Raw genomic sequence first — 18284 nt, 5'->3', positions numbered from 1 at the left:
TTCATACAGGTGAACCTATGCTGGCCCAACTGACCATCAGTAATTTCGCTATCGTTCGTGAGCTCGACATTGATTTTCAACGCGGCATGACAGCAATCACTGGTGAGACCGGTGCCGGTAAGTCTATCGCGATTGATGCACTGGGATTATGCCTGGGCGGTCGTGCTGATGCCGACATGGTGCGTCAGGGTGCCAGCCGGGCCGACCTCTGCGCACGCTTCCAGCTTAAGTCCTCCCCTTCTGCTCAGCGCTGGCTGATTGATAATCATCTGGACGATGGCAACGAATGTCTGCTGCGCCGGGTTATCAGCGCTGACGGACGTTCCCGCGGCTTTATCAACGGCACCGCGGTGCCGCTCTCTCAGCTGCGCGATCTCGGCCAGTTACTGATTCAGATCCACGGCCAGCATGCCCATCAGCTTCTGCTCAAACCAGACCACCAGAAACATCTGCTGGATGCCTATGCCGGTCACGACGATCTGCTGCAGCAAATGCGCGCCAGCTATCAGACCTGGCATCAGAGCTGCCGCACCCTGGCGCTGCATCAGCAGCAGGCGCAGGAGCGCGAATCCCGTCGCGAGCTGTTGCAGTATCAGTTGAAAGAGCTGAACGACTTCGCTCCGCAGCAGGGTGAATATGAGCAGATCGACGAAGAGTACAAGCGTCTGGCCAACAGCGGACAGCTGCTGTCGACCAGCCAGCAAGCACTGCAACTGTTAGCAGACAGCGATGACAATAATCTCAACAGCCTGCTCTACAGCGCGCGTGAGATGATTTCAGAACTGACCTCGCTGGATGAGAAACTGAATGGCGTTCACAACCTGCTGGAAGAGGCGGCGATTCAGCTGAGCGAAGCCAGTGATGAGCTGCGCCACTACTGCGACAGCCTCGATCTGGACCCTAACCGCCTGTACGAACTGGAACAGCGCATTTCGCGCCAGATCGCCTTAGCCCGTAAACATCACGTCACTCCTGAAGGGCTGCCTGAACTGCATCAGCAACTGCTGGCAGAAGCGGAACTGCTGTCTCAGCATGAGAGCGATCAGGAGAGCCTGCAATCACTGGTGGGTGAACACTATCAGGCAGCGCTGCAAAGCGCAGAGCAGCTGCACCAGCAGCGCAGCCACTATGCCGATGAGTTGCAGCTGCTGATTACCCAGAGTATGCATCTGCTCTCGATGCCGCATGGCCAGTTTAAAATCGCGCTGACCTTTAACCCGGATCAGCTGACCGCAGACGGTGCGAGCCGCGTCGATTTCCAGGTGACCACTAACCCAGGCCAGCCGCTGCAGCCGCTGGGCAAAGTTGCTTCGGGCGGTGAGCTGTCACGTATCGCCCTGGCAATTCAGGTCATCACCGCGAAGAAAATGGAAACGCCAGCGATGATTTTCGATGAAGTGGATGTCGGCATCAGCGGCCCGACCGCCGCCGTGGTAGGTAAGCTGTTGCGTCAGCTGGGCGAATCAACCCAGGTAATGTGCGTAACCCACCTGCCGCAGGTTGCCGGTTGTGGTCATCAGCACTTTTATGTCAGCAAAGAGACCGATGGTGCGATGACCGAGACCCATATGCAGCCGCTGGACAAGCGTGCACGTCTGCAGGAACTGGCGCGACTGCTGGGTGGCAGCGAGGTCACACGTAACACCCTGGCCAACGCAAAAGAACTTTTAGCCGCATAGCAGCGCACTTTTTTAACCGGCTGGGGTCATAAGCTTGCTCTGTAGAGGTTTCCAATAGCGAAAAGGTTTATTATCATCGGCACTTATGTCGCCAAAGTAATAAAGCCTGCCGCAGGCAGAGTTCAGATTTTGATGGCAAGAAAACCGCCTGTAAAAGGCGTTTGGCCCCGGAAAAGGAATGTATAGATGCGCTGTAAAACGCTGACTGCCGCGGCAGTAGTAATGTTGATGATGACCGCCGGATGTTCCACCTTAGAGCGCGTGGTCTATCGTCCTGATATCAACCAGGGTAACTATCTGGTAGCTAACGACGTAGCCAAGATCCATACCGGTATGACACAGCAACAGGTGGCTTACACCCTCGGTACGCCGATGATGAAAGACCCGTTTGGCAGCAACGTATGGTATTACGTGTTCCGTCAGGAGCCAGGCCATGAGCGCGTGAAGCAGCAGACGCTGACACTGAACTTTGATGGTAACGGTGTTCTGACTAACATCGACAATAAGCAGAATCTGACCAGAAACAGCGACTGATTAAACGTAAGAGCGTTTAAACGACAGACAGCAAAAAGGCGCACTGAGCGCCTTTTTTTATGCCCGCTATCCACTGAGCCTGAAGGGATAGCGACTTATTTTTTGCTTTCTGCCGCTCGCTCTGCGCGCTGACGGCGCAGCTCTTTGGGATCGGCAATCAGCGGACGATAGATCTCAATACGATCGCCCTCATTAACCTCATCACCCAGCTTCACTGGCCGACTGTAGATGCCGACTTTGTTACTGGTGAGGTCAATCTCCCGACGCAGTTCCAGTAGCCCTGACTTTTGGATGGCCTGCTCTACCGTACTGCCCTGCTCCACTTTCACGTAAAGCTGATACTGTTTTTCAGGTAAGGCGTAGACCACCTCAACGGAGATCTCAGGCACTGTAGACCTCTTTGGCTCGCTGAGTGAAAGCCTGCACCATGCTGTTGGCAAGCTCTTTGAAGATACGGCCAAAGGCCATCTCTACCAGCATGTTGGTGAATTCAAACTCCAGGCTTAATTCAACCTTGCAGGCGTCATCGCCCAGCGAGACGAACTTCCAGCCGCCGGTCAGCTTGCGGAACGGTCCATCAACCAGTTGCATATGAATGCTCTGGTTATCTGTCAGGGTATTGCGGGTGGTAAATGTCTTGCTGATGCCCGCTTTCGACACATCCACGGACGCAGTCATCTGATTATCTGACGCATCCAGCACGCGGCTTCCGGTGCAACCCGGCAGGAATTGCGGATAGGCATCCACATCATTTACAAGTTTGTACATCTGCCCGGCACTAAACGGGACCAGCGCCGAACGACTAATCTGAGCCATAATGGTTCCTGTTCATCACGAAACCGCTGAATAATAGCATTTTCAGCGATTAAACAAAAATGTCCCCGAGTGAGGGTGTGCTAGAATATCCCGTTTCCTGCCGCCCCGCTGGACTGGGGATGCGATAACCGACTAAGTGATGTAAAATACGCCGCACTATGACAAAGAAAAAAGCACACAAACCCGGTTCTGCCACTGTTGCCATGAACAAACGCGCCCGTCACGAGTACTTCATTGAAGAGGAGTACGAAGCGGGATTGTCGTTACAAGGATGGGAAGTTAAGTCACTTCGTGCTGGTAAAGCCAACATCAGCGACAGCTATATTCTGCTGCGCGATGGCGAAGCCTTTCTGTTCGGTTCAACCTTTCAACCCTTAGCCGTTGCCTCCAGTCACGTGGTCTGTGACCCAACGCGCAGCCGTAAGCTGCTGCTGAAGCAACGTGAACTCGACTCCCTGTATGGCCGCGTCAACCGCGAAGGCTACACCATTGTGGCGCTGTCGCTGTACTGGAAGAACGCCTGGTGCAAACTGAAGATTGGTGTTGCACGCGGTAAAAAAGAGCACGACAAGCGCGATGATATTAAAGACCGCGAATGGCAATTAGACAAAGCACGTATCATGAAGAATTCAAAGCGTTAAGCACTGGATTTTGAGTTGTTTTGTTGTTAGTATTTGAAGTTCTGGGGCTGATTCTGGACTCGACGGGATTGTGAAGCCTTAGGAGCATGCCGAGGGGCGGTTTGCCTCGTAAAAAGCCGCAAAAAAATAGTCGCAAACGACGAAAACTACGCACTAGCAGCTTAATAACCTGCTTAGAGCCTTCTCTCCCTAGCTTCCGCTCTTAAGACGGGGATCAAGAGAAGTCAAACCCAAAAGAGATCGCGTGGATGCCTTGCCTGGGGTTGAAGCGTTAAATCCAATCAGGCTAGTCTGTTAGTGGCGTGTCTGTTCGCAGCTAACCGGCGAATGTAAAAACTGACTAAGCATGTAGTGCCGACGGTGTAGTAATTTCGGACGCGGGTTCAACTCCCGCCAGCTCCACCAAAATTCTTCAAAGATGGTTCCAGTGCCATCCGCAGAAGTCCTAAGAGCCCGTATGGCACAAGCCCTGCGGGCTTTTTTGTGTCTGTAACCTTCCGATACGATCCGCCTGAATCCAGTGATTATTGGTATACGAATTGGTATACGCTAAAATGTATGCCAATTCCGTATACCAATTTTCGTAGGAAAGCCCCGTATGGCAAGGACAACGCGCCCTCTAACCAACACTGAAGTGCTTCGCTCAAAAGCCACTGACAAAGATATAACCCTGCATGATGGCGACGGGCTTTTTATGGTTGTAAAAACCACCGGCAAGAAGCTCTGGCGTTTTCGCTACCAGCGGCCAGCAACAAAGCAGCGCACCATGATTGGAATCGGTGCGTTCCCTGCTTTCTCGTTGGCAGATGCTAGGCGTCTACGCGCTAACTACCTCTCCTTACTCGCTAATGGTATTGATCCACAGACGCAGGCTGAACAGATCACAGAACAGCAGCAGATCGCGTTAGACAGCATTTTCTCAACCGTAGCCGCTAATTGGTTTACCTTGAAGCAGGCAAGCGTTACGCCAGACTATGCTAAAGATATCTGGCGTTCTCTTGAGAAAGATGTTTTTCCTGCTATTGGTGAGCTCCCTGTTCAGGAAATAAAAGCACGTAAGCTTGTAGAAGCACTTGAGCCGATTAAGGCGCGTGGTGCTCTTGAAACTGTTCGTCGTCTTGTACAGCGCATTAACGAGATTATGATTTATGCAGTTAATACCGGGCTGATTGATGCTAACCCTGCGTCAGGGATTGGGATGGCTTTTGAAAAGCCTAAGAAACAGAATATGCCAACGCTCCGACCGGAGGAGTTGCCGAAACTTATGCATTCCCTAGTGATGTCGAATTTGACCGTTCCGACTCGCTGCCTGATTGAATGGCAGCTATTAACTCTTGTAAGGCCCTCAGAAGCTTCTGGCTCTCGATGGGCAGAGATCGATCTCGATGCGAAGCTCTGGACAATTCCAGCAGAACGGATGAAGGCAAAGCGTGAGCACATTGTTCCTTTGTCACCTCAAGCGTTAAGTATTCTTGAAGTGATGAAGCCTATCAGCGCCCATCGTGAACATATTTTTCCGAGTAGAAATGATCCAAAACAACCAATGAATAGTCAAACAGCGAATGCTGCTTTAAAGCGAATTGGTTATGGCGGGAAACTTGTTGCACATGGATTACGTTCTATTGCTAGTACAGCTTTAAATGAACAAGGCTTCAATGCTGACGTAATTGAATCAGCATTAGCACATACAGATAAGAATGAAGTTAGACGAGCTTATAATCGCTCTACTTATTTGAAAAAAAGAATTGATTTAATGGATTGGTGGGGAAAGAAAGTATACAGCAATTTTCCAAATTAAATAATTAATAGTGATAGATGACATCATAACTTTTAACAAGATAAATTATGCGCCTCATAACGTTGTTTGAAGGCGCACCATTTAAAAAAACTAATCCTCAATTTTTTCTCTGGCTAATGATAAAAGTAAAATAACGTGTAAAAGCCTATCAGCGGTCATATAGTTGAAAGAATCTGCTGGACTGATACCATGGCATACATCATTGCGCAGATTCCATCCTCTTTGATCAGTAAGTAGTATTCGAAGGTAGAATGAGGCATTTATACCAAAGCAATTTTCAACTATTGGATCTCTTAGCAACTCATCAAATGTTTTTAAATGCAGACCTCCCATTCTGTTTTTTTTCAATGTCTCACCCCCCATGACTTCCACCAAACTTCTAATTGCAGCTTCTGCTTGCGGAATCAATATGTGTAGTGCTGTTACATATTCCATTTTTAAATAAGCATCAACACCTTTAAATAAGACATCCTTTTTTGAAACTTCAAATAAAGGTGACAACATTAAAAAGTCAATTAAATGCTGGGGTGTAATATTATATAACTCAATAGCTTTCTGTATTGCATGATTGAGAAAAAACGAATCAACATTCATATCTTGAGATAGCTGATGAATTATATTACCTTCCAAGTCGTTTTCTACATCTCCTATTTTTGCTACAGGCCTACCCTTATGATCCTGTAAAACCTTGCCAAAAAGGTAAGTCAAAGGGTATTCTTTTGCCATTTTTAAAACCTGATCTTCAATCAATTCTCTATTTGGAATAAATTTAACAGCAATTCTTGTCAATGCCAACTCATAACCACCACTCACAATTTCATTTAAGTAAGCTTCAAGTTCATCTTTAGGAATTGTCATTTCATGGGAAATACTATGCATATCATCAACAACATCTTTTCCGATTTGTGCAATTTTCTTTGCTATTCTTTCAGCATCATCTTTCATGTTGAATCTTATATAAACTTCATGCATGTGCTGTAACCACGAAGATATTTGTATAGCAGCTAGTCCATCACATGCATTTTCGAAACTACTGCCAACACTTTTTATAACACGAATAACTTCATCGTTCTTCCCTTTGCTGCGATAGTAGTTTGCCAAGGGAATACCAGCTGACTCACATGTCCATGGAGAACCGGATACTCGCGCTAAGCGCAATTCTAGATCACTAAGTAGTTTTGATTCTTGAGCCTGAGTTAAATGTTTGCACTTATTGATGACAAAAAGATCAAAACAAAACCCCCAAGTACCAGCCTTATCATCTACAGCTATGCTCTCCTCAAGTTTTATAGCGCTTTCTATTGTTTTTATTGTAAGTTCTGAGTTGTTAATTTTGGAAGCTACTTTGTATGCCCTAGTAATTTTTGTTATCGCCTCAGTTGGATATTTTAGAATTTCAGCGTCAACAACATCAATTAAACACTCAATATAATTTATAGCTACTTTATAATCCGGCTTGACGTCAATAGCCATTTCAGACAAATCCCAAACCAATCCATAGTAACGTGATTTTAACAAAGGATTTTTAGCTTTTTCTGCTCTTGAATTCCAGTAATCAATGATACCAGAATCTATCATTTTTATACTTGGGCTTTCATAAAAATTCCCGTCTTCACCTCTCCATACCATCATGGGTCCATAATATGTCCCCCAACCATTTTTTTTATCTAAATAATCCTCACAGAAGCCAAAGGCTAACCTTTCCGCTAAAGCTTGAAAACTGTTGTCGCCGTTTGTTTCACTATTTATTTTTGAAGATATTTCAAACTCACTTAATTGACAATCATGTTCGTCAAAGCTACTCATTAGCTCATTAAGATCTAAGCTCATTGTTCATCCCTCTTATGAAATGTAATTACTTATGTTTATCAATATCATTATATGTACTAATTAGCTCATATGAACTTAAATTTATGAGTATCAACACTACTTTAATGCGCGCGCGCAATCGTAGCCCCGCCACGCCTGCCCGCTTTATGGAGCGGTTTTCATGCACCTGCATGATTAGCTATTAGCCGCGCCGCTGCTGGCCTTATCTGCCGTTCCGGGGTGCCGGAGACTCATGCGTTTTCATGCAACATAGACATGCACTCACGCAACGGACGTAAAAAAAAAGCCCGGCACGGGCCGGGCTTCGGTGAATTTCTGTGTCTGTGGCTCAGAAAAGTTTGCGCTTGCGGCGGTCGGTTCTGGCTCCCCGAAAAGGATGCGCACCGCTGACGCTCAGCACGTCATCACGGAACATCAGCGGCTGATTTACGCTCGTCCATCGCTTAATCAGGTTCTGGACATATACGCGGTACAGCGTGTCCGCATCGTTCGCTCCTTCGATAACGCCCGGTGCATGGGTTGAGCCATTTCGTTCAAACTGGCTGTACTTCATCCTGAGCAGGCTGCCCAGTTCGGTGCCATGAATGATAAAGAAGTCATCAATAAGCGTATCAATGCGCTCATCCGTGATGCCCTCATGACAGAATACGTAAGCGTTAGCCTTGCGCCCGGTCACGTCGGCCAGCACCGGCAGCTGCTTTTCCTTTTCGGCAATCAGCCCGGCAAGGTCAGATGCCGTTTCCTGCTGCTCCAGATACTCCGCGCGCAGCGTCTTCATCTCCGGCGTGACGCTGCCGCCATTCTGTCCCAGCAGTTCACGAAAGCGTGCCCGGTTGTCCCGGCTTGCCTGCTCCATTTCGGCCTTACGCTGGCGCAGCTCGCTGAGGTTCTCAGCGGCGGCGTTCTCGGCCCGTCTTGCCTCCAGCCAGGCCAGCATCTTTGTATTGAGGTCTTCGATACGCAGCCGCCATTCAGAGGACAGCCCCTTTACCAGCTCGGTTGTGTGGCTGATAACGTCGGCCTCGGGTAACCGCAGGAGCCAACCAGCCTCCTTAAGTGGCCGCTGTGCTCTGGCCTGCGCCGTACCGATACGGTTGCCGGCGGCCTGAATCTGTTCGTCGGTCATCTGCTGCTGTGTCATGCTGTTTTTCCTCTCTGTCAGGGCTGTGCGTGGCGGTCTTTGCGGGCGCTGGCTGAACCATAGCGGCCCAGCGTCTGCGGCTGACGAACCGGCATGTTATTCTGCGGTTCCGGCTCTGCCGCTGCGGGCCTGTGCGGCTTCATGATGATTTTCTCAACGCTCTCCAGCGCGGTGAACGTGCAGGAGCAGTCGAGGTTCTGGCACTGGTACCAGGTACGCTTTACGGAGGGCGCTTCATAAGCGCTGGTGCGGGTGTAGGCCACCTGACCACATTCGGGACATTTCAGTGCCATCTCGTTTCCTGTCGGCTGGTTTCATTAAGTCAATTGTGCCGGGTCTGGCACAGTGGCTTCTACCGGAGGGCGTTGTATGACGGACCAGACAAAAGCATTACTTCTGGCGAGCCAGGAAAAGGTCTCACTGAAGCCTGTTATCAGCTTTCAGTTTTATATAAATCCTTCACTATTCTTCACCAGAGAGAAAAAAATAATAAATACAGTTAATTAAGAGGTGAAGAGTGAAAAAGTAATGCTTCACCCTCTGTTCACCATCGTTCATCAGCAGGATTTTGGCCTTATCAACTATTTAGAACGATTGGTTTTAAAAGCCGCCTACTAATGGAGCTAAAGTTATTGGATAAAACCTTATCAGTACTTTTTGGTGCTATCTGGTACTGTTCACGTACACACACATTTTTTGTGGTTTTTATGTGGTCGTTCAGGCAGATTTCTGTTGTTGTCACCGGCAAAAATATTCGCAAAATAAAGAGCTACCCGATGCCGTACACACCTGTGCGGCGCTTCACGGACACGTAAGAGGTAGCTCATGCACACGAATTTAAACGCTCATTCATCCGCCCCGGCGGTCCCTGCCATGCCGGTATCATTCCCGGTCCAGGAACGCTTTATGCGCCTGCCGGAAGTGATCCACGTCTGCGGCCTGTCCCGCTCAACCATCTATGACCTCATCAGCCGCAATGCTTTTCCGGCGCAGGTATCGCTTGGCGGCAAGAACGTCGCGTGGCTTGCCAGCGAGGTCAGCGCCTGGATGAATGCACGCATCGCCGCACGCGGTCAGGAACGTGCAGCATGATCTCCACCAACTCTTGAGATTTTCCGCCATGCTGCATTTTCCTTTGTTCCCCGGCTTGCACGCCGGGGCCATTCCCTGGTACAGTCTTTCTGCTGTCGCAAAATCGGCAGCCGGGATTGGCGTCCTGAATACAACGTTGGCGACACCAGACGCGCCTTGCGTCTTTTTTTGTGTCTGTGCCCTGATGCACCCATTTTTCGGGCGACGGTTCTGTATCTGTCGTACCTACCGCGTAATGGTGGCTCAGGCGGGGGCTTCTCACGAAGCGCCGGTTTCCAATGTTGCCGGTTACGCCAACCCCGTCTGGGCTACCACCAGTGAAATTGGCGTTTCCGGTGGTGGCTGTAAGCTACTAACATTGGAGACTGCTATCATGGCTACGGTCCTTAATTCCCCATACCCTCAGTTTGTTTTCGTCTTTGCCGCCGTGCGCCGTACTGAGCGCCAGCAGCGTATTCACATTCTCCGCACCGTTGCCGCTGACGAACGTGCCGCCCGCCTGACGCTTGCCCGCGATTACGTGCTATCCCTTGCTGCCCGCCTGCCGGTCCGGGAGGTGCGCGCATGACTCACGCCACCATTTCCCACGCAGACCTGTTACGCCTTGAACACCTGCGCAACGCCGGGCGCTTTATCAGCGACATGACCCTGCTTCAGGAGTGCCACGAACAGCCACCGGCCACACAGCAGGCGCAGCTGAATTCGCTGATTTTCCTCATCACCGAGCAGCTGGACGGAGTAGTAAACCGCTGTCAGGACGGCTGGATGAACGGGGAGGTTGAGCCATGAGCACACGTACCCTTTCCCCCGAACTGCATTCCGCGCTTTCACGCCGCGCGGTGGCCTGCGCCTGGCTGAGCGTCTGCCGCGAACAGAAGCGCTATCCCGGCCTGACACTGGCGCGCCTTGAACACGCCATTGAAACCGAGCTGGAAGGCTTCTATCTGCGCCAGCACGGACGCCAGCGCGGTCAGGAAATTGCCTGCGCGCTGCTCGACGACCTGCTGGCCGCCGGACCGCTCAAGTCGGCCCCGTGCCTGAGCTTTCTGGGGCAGGTGGTGATGGATGAACTCTGCGGGCGTCTCAAAGACACGCCGGTGCTGCACTGAGGGAGAAAAGAACAATGAAAATGACCGTATCAGACGCGGCAAAGGCCGCACAGGGCCAGTGGCCCCGTATCCTGCCCGCACTGGGCGTGAAGGTGGTGAAGAACCGCCATACCTCCTGCCCGGTATGCGGCGGAACCGACCGCTTCCGCTTTGACGACCAGGAGGGGCGCGGCACGTGGATTTGTAATCAGTGCGGTGCCGGTGACGGCATGGACCTGGTGAAAAAGGCCCTCTCACTGAGCCTGACCGAAGCCGCTGCGCAGGTGAACGGCCTGACCGGCAACCTGCCACCGGCCGACAACACGGCAGCTACCAGCGCGGGCGAAGATAACGAAGCCGCCCGTGCCGCCGCCGTGAAGCAGGCGCAGCAGCTGGTCAGCACCGCGCAGCAGGCAACCGGCAACACCTACCTGTCCCGCAAGGGCTGGCCGGAGCAGTCCTGCCTGACGCTGGCCAGGCCGCAGAAAGTCGCGCTCACGGCGTATCGTGCCGGTGACCTGCTCGTTCCCCTGCACGATACGGGCGGGCAGCTGGTGAACGTGCAGCTGATTAACGCCACGGGTGAAAAGCGCACGCTGAAGGGGGGACAGGTAAAAGGCGCGTGCCACATTCTCAGCACCAGTAAACCGGCAGCGCGCATCTGGCTGACGGAAGGCTACGCCACCGGCCTGACGGTGCACAATCTGACCGGGGATGAGGTGTGGATTGCCCTGTCGTCCGTGAACCTCCTTTCTCTGGCTGGCCTTGCCCGTGAAAAGCACGCCACGCTGCCGCTGCTGATTGCCGCCGACCGCGACCTGAACGGCGACGGCCAGGCTAAAGCAAAGCAGGCCGCAGAAGCCAGCCGCGCCGCCGTGGCCCTGCCTCCGGTGTTCGGCGACTGGAATGACGCCTTTATGCAGCACGGTGAGGAAAGCACCCGGCGGGCGCTGGCCGGAGCCGCCACGCCACCCGCCGCCAGTCCGTTCGACGTGATGAGCGAGGCGGAGTTTTCGGCCATGAGCGCCAGCGAAAAGGCGGAGCGCGTGGCGGAACACTACCGCAGCGCGCTGGCCGTGGACGCCAGCGGGGAAATTCTTTCCCGCTACCGCTCCGGCGCGTGGAAGGTGATTTCCGGGAAGCAGTTTGAGCGCGACGTGGCGAAGCTGTTTCAGCGCCTGCGCGCGCCGTTTTCGGCGGGCAAGATTTCGGGCGTGGTGGACACGCTGAAGCTGATGCTGCCGCAGCAGGCCGACCCGGCGCGCCGCCTGATTGGCTTCCGTAATGGCGTGCTGGACACCCGCACCGGCGGCTTCAGCCCGCACAGTAAAGACTTCTGGCTGCGCACGGTCAGCGAGGTGGACTACACAAAGCCCGTTCAGGGTGAAACGCTGGCAGAGCATGCGCCGCACTTCTGGCAGTGGCTCGACCGCGCTGCCGGACGGGACCCGGCCAAACGCGACATTATTCTGGCCGCGCTGTTTATGGTGCTGGCGAACCGCTATGACTGGCAGCTGTTTCTGGAAGTCACCGGCCCCGGCGGCAGCGGTAAAAGCATCATGGCGGAAATCGCCACCATGCTGGCCGGAACGGACAACACCACCTCCGCCACCATCGAAACGCTGGAGTCGTCCCGCGAACGCGCGGCTTTGATTGGGTATTCGCTGATTATCCTGCCCGACCAGGAAAAGTGGAGCGGCGACGGCGCGGGCATCAAGGCCATCACCGGCGGCGATGCGGTTTCCGTGGATCCGAAGTACCGCGACGCCTACTCTACTCACATTCCGGCTGTGATTCTGGCTGTCAATAACAACCCGATGCGCTTCACCGACCGCAGCGGGGGCGTGTCGCGCCGCCGGGTTATTCTGCACTTCCCGGAAATCATCCCGGCAGACGAGCGCGACCCGCAGCTGAAGGAGAAAATCAGCGGTGAGCTGGCCGTTATCGTGCGCCAGTTGATGCAGCAGTTCAGCCAGCCGCAGCAGGCCCGGTCGCTGCTTCAGTCGCAGCAGAACTCCGACGAGGCGATGCGCATCAAGCGCGATGCGGATCCGATGGTGGACTTCTGCGGCTACCTGTTCACGACGCCGGAGCCAAACGCGCTTTACATGGGGAACGCCAGCATCAGGCCGCTTCAGCCAAGACGTTATCTCTATCATGCCTACCTGGCCTACATGGAGGCCAACGGTTACAAGAATCCGCTCAGCATGAAGATGTTCGGCCTTTCGCTTGAGAGCATCATGCGGGAATACGGACAGCACTACATGAAGCGGCGGACAAAGCTGGGTATGCAGACCAATCTGGACCTGACGGAAGAAAGCAGCACCGACTGGCTGCCGAAGTGCGACGATCCGGCAGCATGACTATCAGAACCGGCGAAAGCCGGTTTTTTTATACCTGAACTTCACCGTTGATGAATGATATCCTTCACCCTACACCTATCATTCATCAGGTAATTTACTGATATATAACAATAAAAATAAAAAATGAACAGTGTGAATGATTTTCCACAAAATCTTTTTTTACTCTTTACCATTCTCAATGAACGAATGATATATTTGTTCCGCAAAGTGCCAAAAGCTGACATACCATACATAGTTCTCAGAGTGCATAGCTCATGAGTTATGTTTCAAACTGAAAGAATTAAAATTTGATGTTGAAATTCAATTTTACTATGGTTAAATTGAAAAACATGTCTAAATTAAAGTTAGCAGGGTTAGCAAAAAACCCGAATACCGTAGAGAATACGGTAAGATAAATTATCCTTTTGAGGTAGTAGAATGGAACTACTGAACTTATCTCCAACAAAGTTTGAAAATTTAACTTTTGATGTCGTCAAGGCCTTGGGATTAAGAAATCCAGTTTGGAGAACACCTGGTAGTGATTTAGGTCGTGATATAGAAGGTGATTATTTTATATCTGATTTATCTGGTCTTTATCAAAAACAAAAATGGTACATAGAGTGCAAACGTTACACATCCTCAGTTGATTGGCCCACTATTTGGAATAAAATTGCTTATGCTGAGACTCATGTTGCAGATGTACTGTTATTTGTAACAACCTCTTCACTGTCACCGCAAGCAATAGATCAAGTAAGAATCTGGAATAAAAAAAATAAAAAACCCACCATTAGATTTTGGGGTGCAGTAGATGTTTGTGCAAAATTGAATTTATACCCACAAATTGCAAAAAAATATGGTCTAAAACCTGACACAGATTCTAACATTGAATTTTTTGCCCCATCAATAGATCTTCTTCTTAGAATAACAAACTCATTATCTCCGGAAATTGGTGAAGTTTCACAGGCGAGACTATGGCTATTACACTCATTTAGTGAGCTAGTTTCTCAAAGAATGTTGGATGCAAATACAGGCCATGGATTCTTTTTTAAAGAACATACTGCAATTGATTACTTTGATTGGATTGATGTAGCCAAAGTAAACTTAAAGCCTTTCGATAAATACTCTACTAGGGTGCTTCTTGCATACCTGTTCTTCGTTCTAAAAGAAGCCCCATCAATCTTTGAAAAATCGCCATATTCGATCCATCTTCTACTACCTAGAGAACTAATAGAGTCAGAGGTAAACCATATCAATATAATTTCTGATTTATCAAACTTTACGATAAGCACAATGCAAAAAGAAATTGTTTTAGAATTAATTTAAAAGGTCAATAAATGGACAACAAAGAAACTTTGTTTTTAATCCAAAATATTACTCATCAAGCGATTAACCCGATGAGTGGGGTTATTGGTGCGCTTGATAATCTAATTGATGGCATTGTCCCAGAACATAAAAGAGAACAGCGTTTGCGCAGAGCTAGATCACAATTAGAATATACAGTTTCACTCATACGAAATCTTTCTTATTTTGCAGAATATGCTTCTGGAAATACAGCATCAATATCACATTCGTCTATCAAAACCACAGTTATACCTCAAGCAATCATTGAGTCTGCACAATTTTTCCAAGATCAGGGTCAGCATGAACATATTAGAATTGAATTAGAAAACAGAACAGTTCAAAACTGTGTTAGTGGTGACCCTAATCTATTAAAGCAAGTGTTCATGAACTTAATTGATAACGGTGTAAAATATGGCAAACCAAACACCACATTAGTAATAAAAAACAACATACAAAAAAAATCAAATGATCTTATTATCACTTTCGAAGGCTACAGCGAGCCTTTCTCCAATGATGAGGACTTATTTGAAATTGGATATAGAGCTAAAAGCGCAAAACAAAGAACATCATCTGGTTCAGGCCTTGGCCTTCATATATGTAAGTTAATTGTAGAAAATGCATTTAGAGGGTCAATCTCAGCTCATCATTCATTAGCAGGGATGACAAAGTTTGAAATTAGAATACCAAATGGGTTTTTAAAATGAAAAAAATTCTTGTGCTTGATGATGAACCAATGTTCCTTGATTGGATAGAGGATTTCAGCGAGTCATTAGGCTTTTCAGTAAAATTTATAACATCAGTTAATGATGCCTATGAAGAACTCAATAATACTAAAATTGATGAATATTCAGCCTTAGTTTTAGACTTAAACGTACCTGTTTCAACAGAACTTGAAGCTTCGATAAAACAAAAAGAAAAGGTCTTTCAGGAATTCAGAGGTTTGTTTATAGCTCAACAAGCTAGAACAAAAGGCATTAGTGGAAGGAAAATTATAGTTTATTCAGTGCATGATAACGCTGAGGTTGAAGAAATATGTAAGCGACTAAATGTTTCATATATACCTAAAGGTAGAGCTAAAGTTCTAAAAGACAAACTTCAGTCAATACTATCTTCTTCTTGATTTTTTAAGCAAAAAACACAAGCTATATTACCTCAGCTTGTGTTTTTAAAAAATCTTTAATAGCACTCATCTAGTATAATAATGATGCATTACTTCTTCTTACATCACAAATTCAAAACGGGCGTTTTGAGCCCCGCTTATAGATTAACTTTAAATGCACTGATTTGCACAATGAAAGAAATTATTTAAGATGAACATTCAAATTTCAGCTCTGCAAATCACTTCAGTTAACATCAAATGCGCTTGTTTTAGAAATTTTGATGTTAGGATGTAGGTTATGCACTCCTCCATAACAAGCATAAATAAAAGCAATTGGTATACGTTTTGGTATATGCTCACAATTTTAATTAGTAAATATCCTTTATATACAGATAGATAAATTTGCAATTCAGACTCCGCCAGCTCATGAGAACCTACAAGATGCAAATCTTGCTGGCTTTTGTGTCTGCGTTCCTACTTAAAACATACCCTTCGACTGACGCAATGGCCGCTTCATCGTCTGACTAACTCCATAAACTAACGAAACTGGCTAGCGCCCTGCTGTGTGAGTTAATCCCTATAGTTAGTGACCTAAGTATATTATTTTAAAAATAAATAATGAATAATTCAGATAACGAAGCTTTAAAGAAACAGTATTTATTTAAGGCAGATCTGAGCAAGGCACTTACCTGCCTGATTTAAAAAGGATGTCATTCACACAGATGGAGTTGAATCATGGATGATGGGTTAAAAATAGTATTGTCTCCTGTCCAGCTTGCTGCTGTCCTTTCTGACAAATCAGTCACCGAATCAGAGACAATGTCTAACCGTCTTATGGGCGGGCTGGGGCTGGTAATGGGAACGCTGGAACTGGCCGGGGCAACTGCACTTTGTATCGCTCCCGAGCCTACAGGCTTAACAAAGGCGGCCTGCATCATTGTTGGCGCGCACAGCATGGACAGTATTAATACCGCAGCAAATCAGGTTCTGAGCGGCAAGAATGTTCGTAGTGCAACATATCACGCCGCCATTGAGATGGCGAAACAGTTTGGCGCCGATGAAGATACAGCGTGGAAAGTAGGCCTGACCGTAGATGTGGGCGTGCCGATAGCTTTTTCTCTTGGACTTGGCGCGGCGAGAATTGCTGCCGTTCGTGTTGGCCGAATCAAATTAATTGAGCATGAATCTGTCTCTGGATCAAAACCGGGCGGGCATACGCTTTTAAAGCATATTGGAAAATCACCCCATGAACTTCATGAAAGAATTATCCAATCCAATGGGGTATTGGATCTATCTGGTTCGTTCTCGTCGCTGGAGATTGCCGAAGCAGCCATATCAAAGGCACTTCATAACAATCGGGAGTGGATAAAACTATGGGCTGCAAGTAAACCACGACATAACATGACGATAAGTTACGATGTGGGTAAAACCGTTGGTTATGTTGTTCAGAAAGGGAGCAACACTACGTATAAAGCAACTAAAATCAGAGTTGCGCTGAAGTATCAGACTTACAATAACAAACCTTATTATATAATTACTTCTTTTCCAGATAAGTGAGTTGATCATGAGCCGCGCACCTCTTGCCCCAAACTTAGATTTATGCATTGTGGGAACACTTAATCAGGACTTCGACGTTATCACTGGCGCTGATACGATGGATGGTGCCATTGATGTAGTCGTTGACGAAGCTTCTCCAGAAGAAAGATGTGATTTACGTAAAGAAATTACTGAGTTTCTCAAGCTGTCAGAAGAAGAGATAAAGGAAGAGTTTTCTCAGCGCTGGCAAGATATTTCACCTGATTACGCCAGCAGTTTTTTGCTCTATTTCCTTGAAAGCATCAAAAGATACGATGAAAGATGATGTTGCGTGCGCGCCCATTCGTGAACTGATTGGTAGGTTTGACCTTCGATGTTGCTGTACCTGTTGCTCTTTCTCTGGGGGCTGGAGCAGTTAGAGTTGCAGCCATTCGCACAGGACGCATCAAACTTATTCAACATGAATCAGTAACTGGTCACACGCCCGGAGGCCATGCAATTTTAAAGCATATTGGTAAAACCCAGCATGAATTAGCAGCCCGGTTAAAAAGCACAGAAAATATGGCTCGCCCGCCAAATGCCATTAGTTCTTTCACCAATATAGATCTGGCCGAAAAATCAGTATCCGATGCCATAAAGGTTAATAAAGAGTGGATAAAGATTTGGGCGGCAAGCAGACCAGGATATAATTTAAATATCAAATATGACACCGGGAAAGCAATTGGCTATTCCCTGTTCAGGGGTGTTCAAAAACTGACTCCGGCAACGAGAGTCAAAGTTGTTCTTAAATATGAATTGTACAACGGCAAGCCTTACTATATTCTGACTGCATTCCCGGAGGTTTAAATTATGTTACTAACTACTAATATAGATATTCTGATTGAAGGGACATTAAATCAGGACTTTGACTTTATTACAGGTGCTGACACCATTGATGAAGCTATTGATATTTATACAGCTGAATTAACACTCCAGGATCGTGAAGATCTAAAAAAAGAAGTGATGAACTTTCTGACATATGACGATGAAATGATAAAATCAGAGTTCAGAGACAGGTATATTAACGCCTTTGCACCGGAAGATGGTAAAGGGTTGCTTCTGCGAATACTCGAAAGCATCAACAAGCATAGTGACCATGGCAATCCCTTATAAACGAGCATTGGTGTTCGATGGAGGGTTACCAGAACTTCGTCGAACTCCTCAAAGCCCGCGAGATAAACGTACTGCGGGCTTTTTGTGTCTGTGCAGCCCTGCGGCCTTCCGTGCGAATGCGCTTCAGGCATGTCTATCAACATTTTCTGCAACGTCATTACCATACTCCCTTCCCCCTCCCCACTCCCCCTTTAC

21 protein-coding genes and 1 other RNA gene are annotated in these 18284 nt (G+C 48.3%); 17 read left to right on the top strand and 5 right to left on the bottom strand.

The annotated features are described in order from the left end of the window. Nucleotides 1-17: 17 nt before the first annotated feature. Nucleotides 18-1679, top strand: coding sequence for a DNA repair protein RecN (gene recN, locus GVJ63_RS14200; protein WP_039389657.1), 1662 nt, complete (start codon nt 18-20; stop codon nt 1677-1679). 186 nt (nt 1680-1865) lie between these two features. After that, entirely contained in the window at nt 1866-2213 is a 348-nt protein-coding gene (bamE, locus tag GVJ63_RS14195; protein ID WP_010257688.1) for an outer membrane protein assembly factor BamE, read from the top strand. Between the two features lie 95 nt (nt 2214-2308). On the opposite strand, the gene GVJ63_RS14190 is transcribed toward bamE, so the two are convergent. Next, nucleotides 2309-2602, bottom strand: coding sequence for an RnfH family protein (locus GVJ63_RS14190; protein ID WP_010257690.1), 294 nt, complete (start codon nt 2600-2602; stop codon nt 2309-2311). Then, on the bottom strand, nt 2595-3029 hold the full coding sequence (locus GVJ63_RS14185) for a type II toxin-antitoxin system RatA family toxin (protein WP_010257692.1): 435 nt from the start codon (nt 3027-3029) through the stop codon (nt 2595-2597). The genes GVJ63_RS14190 and GVJ63_RS14185 overlap by 8 nt, the downstream gene beginning before the upstream one ends. Nucleotides 3030-3187: 158 nt before the next feature. On the opposite strand from GVJ63_RS14185, the gene smpB reads away from it, so the two are divergent. The 3 genes from smpB (at nt 3188) to GVJ63_RS14170 (ending at nt 5468) form a co-directional block, all read left to right on the top strand. Next, nucleotides 3188-3670, top strand: coding sequence for an SsrA-binding protein SmpB (gene smpB / locus GVJ63_RS14180; RefSeq protein WP_010257694.1), 483 nt, complete (start codon nt 3188-3190; stop codon nt 3668-3670). Nucleotides 3671-3713: 43 nt separating this feature from the next. Beyond that, nucleotides 3714-4075: a transfer-messenger RNA gene (ssrA, locus tag GVJ63_RS14175) on the top strand. Nucleotides 4076-4268: 193 nt separating this feature from the next. After that, nucleotides 4269-5468 (top strand): integrase domain-containing protein, encoded by a 1200-nt coding sequence (locus GVJ63_RS14170; protein ID WP_159227040.1) that lies wholly within the window; start codon nt 4269-4271, stop codon nt 5466-5468. A 90-nt stretch (nt 5469-5558) separates the two neighbouring features. Here the strand turns inward: GVJ63_RS14170 and GVJ63_RS14165 are convergent, their stop codons facing one another. The 3 genes from GVJ63_RS14165 to GVJ63_RS14155 all read right to left on the bottom strand — a co-directional run bounded on the left by GVJ63_RS14165 (nt 5559) and on the right by GVJ63_RS14155 (nt 8732). After that, nucleotides 5559-7298, bottom strand: a complete 1740-nt coding sequence (locus tag GVJ63_RS14165) for a DUF4209 domain-containing protein (RefSeq protein ID WP_159227039.1) — start codon at nt 7296-7298, stop codon at nt 5559-5561. Between the two features lie 328 nt (nt 7299-7626). After that, nucleotides 7627-8439 carry a hypothetical protein gene (locus GVJ63_RS14160; protein ID WP_159227038.1) on the bottom strand — a complete coding sequence of 271 codons (813 nt, stop codon included), beginning with the start codon at nt 8437-8439 and terminating at the stop codon, nt 7627-7629. Nucleotides 8440-8456: 17 nt separating this feature from the next. Beyond that, nucleotides 8457-8732, bottom strand: a complete 276-nt coding sequence (locus tag GVJ63_RS14155; protein ID WP_159227037.1) for an ogr/Delta-like zinc finger family protein — start codon at nt 8730-8732, stop codon at nt 8457-8459. 532 nt (nt 8733-9264) lie between these two features. Between GVJ63_RS14155 and GVJ63_RS14150 the strand changes: the two genes are divergently transcribed. From GVJ63_RS14150 to GVJ63_RS14095, 12 genes are all read left to right on the top strand, one after another. Then, nucleotides 9265-9531 (top strand): AlpA family transcriptional regulator, encoded by a 267-nt coding sequence (locus tag GVJ63_RS14150; RefSeq protein WP_159227036.1) that lies wholly within the window; start codon nt 9265-9267, stop codon nt 9529-9531. A gap of 28 nt (nt 9532-9559) precedes the next feature. After that, nucleotides 9560-10099 carry a host cell division inhibitor Icd-like protein gene (locus GVJ63_RS14145; RefSeq protein ID WP_159227103.1) on the top strand — a complete coding sequence of 180 codons (540 nt, stop codon included), beginning with the start codon at nt 9560-9562 and terminating at the stop codon, nt 10097-10099. Beyond that, nucleotides 10096-10320: a hypothetical protein gene (locus GVJ63_RS14140; RefSeq protein ID WP_010257714.1), complete on the top strand. Its 225-nt coding sequence runs from the start codon at nt 10096-10098 to the stop codon at nt 10318-10320. The genes GVJ63_RS14145 and GVJ63_RS14140 overlap by 4 nt, the downstream gene beginning before the upstream one ends. Continuing rightward, on the top strand, nt 10317-10640 hold the full coding sequence (locus tag GVJ63_RS14135; protein ID WP_159227035.1) for a DUF5375 domain-containing protein: 324 nt from the start codon (nt 10317-10319) through the stop codon (nt 10638-10640). Before GVJ63_RS14140 ends, GVJ63_RS14135 begins: the two co-directional genes overlap by 4 nt. A gap of 14 nt (nt 10641-10654) precedes the next feature. After that, nucleotides 10655-12982: a phage/plasmid primase, P4 family gene (locus tag GVJ63_RS14130; protein WP_159227034.1), complete on the top strand. Its 2328-nt coding sequence runs from the start codon at nt 10655-10657 to the stop codon at nt 12980-12982. A 417-nt stretch (nt 12983-13399) separates the two neighbouring features. Then, nucleotides 13400-14284, top strand: coding sequence for a restriction endonuclease (locus tag GVJ63_RS14125; protein ID WP_159227033.1), 885 nt, complete (start codon nt 13400-13402; stop codon nt 14282-14284). Between the two features lie 11 nt (nt 14285-14295). Further along, nucleotides 14296-15006: a sensor histidine kinase KdpD gene (locus GVJ63_RS14120; RefSeq protein WP_159227032.1), complete on the top strand. Its 711-nt coding sequence runs from the start codon at nt 14296-14298 to the stop codon at nt 15004-15006. Then, complete coding sequence (locus GVJ63_RS14115; RefSeq protein ID WP_159227031.1) at nt 15003-15422, top strand: response regulator; 420 nt, start codon at nt 15003-15005, stop codon at nt 15420-15422. The genes GVJ63_RS14120 and GVJ63_RS14115 overlap by 4 nt, the downstream gene beginning before the upstream one ends. Nucleotides 15423-16136: 714 nt before the next feature. Then, nucleotides 16137-16958: an RNase A-like domain-containing protein gene (locus tag GVJ63_RS14110; protein ID WP_010672167.1), complete on the top strand. Its 822-nt coding sequence runs from the start codon at nt 16137-16139 to the stop codon at nt 16956-16958. A 7-nt stretch (nt 16959-16965) separates the two neighbouring features. Next, nucleotides 16966-17262 (top strand): contact-dependent growth inhibition system immunity protein, encoded by a 297-nt coding sequence (locus tag GVJ63_RS14105; protein WP_010672166.1) that lies wholly within the window; start codon nt 16966-16968, stop codon nt 17260-17262. Nucleotides 17263-17291: 29 nt separating this feature from the next. Beyond that, nucleotides 17292-17783 carry an RNase A-like domain-containing protein gene (locus GVJ63_RS14100; protein WP_235038361.1) on the top strand — a complete coding sequence of 164 codons (492 nt, stop codon included), beginning with the start codon at nt 17292-17294 and terminating at the stop codon, nt 17781-17783. A 3-nt stretch (nt 17784-17786) separates the two neighbouring features. Beyond that, nucleotides 17787-18089 (top strand): contact-dependent growth inhibition system immunity protein, encoded by a 303-nt coding sequence (locus GVJ63_RS14095; protein ID WP_010672164.1) that lies wholly within the window; start codon nt 17787-17789, stop codon nt 18087-18089. Nucleotides 18090-18284 lie beyond the last annotated feature (195 nt).

Origin of the sequence: Pantoea sp. 18059 (genome assembly GCF_902706165.1) — a bacterium.
GTDB classification, from domain to species: Bacteria; Pseudomonadota; Gammaproteobacteria; order Enterobacterales; family Enterobacteriaceae; genus Pantoea; species Pantoea agglomerans.
Note: the sequence above shows the minus strand (reverse complement) of the source record. Positions and strands in the feature narration are given on the sequence as shown.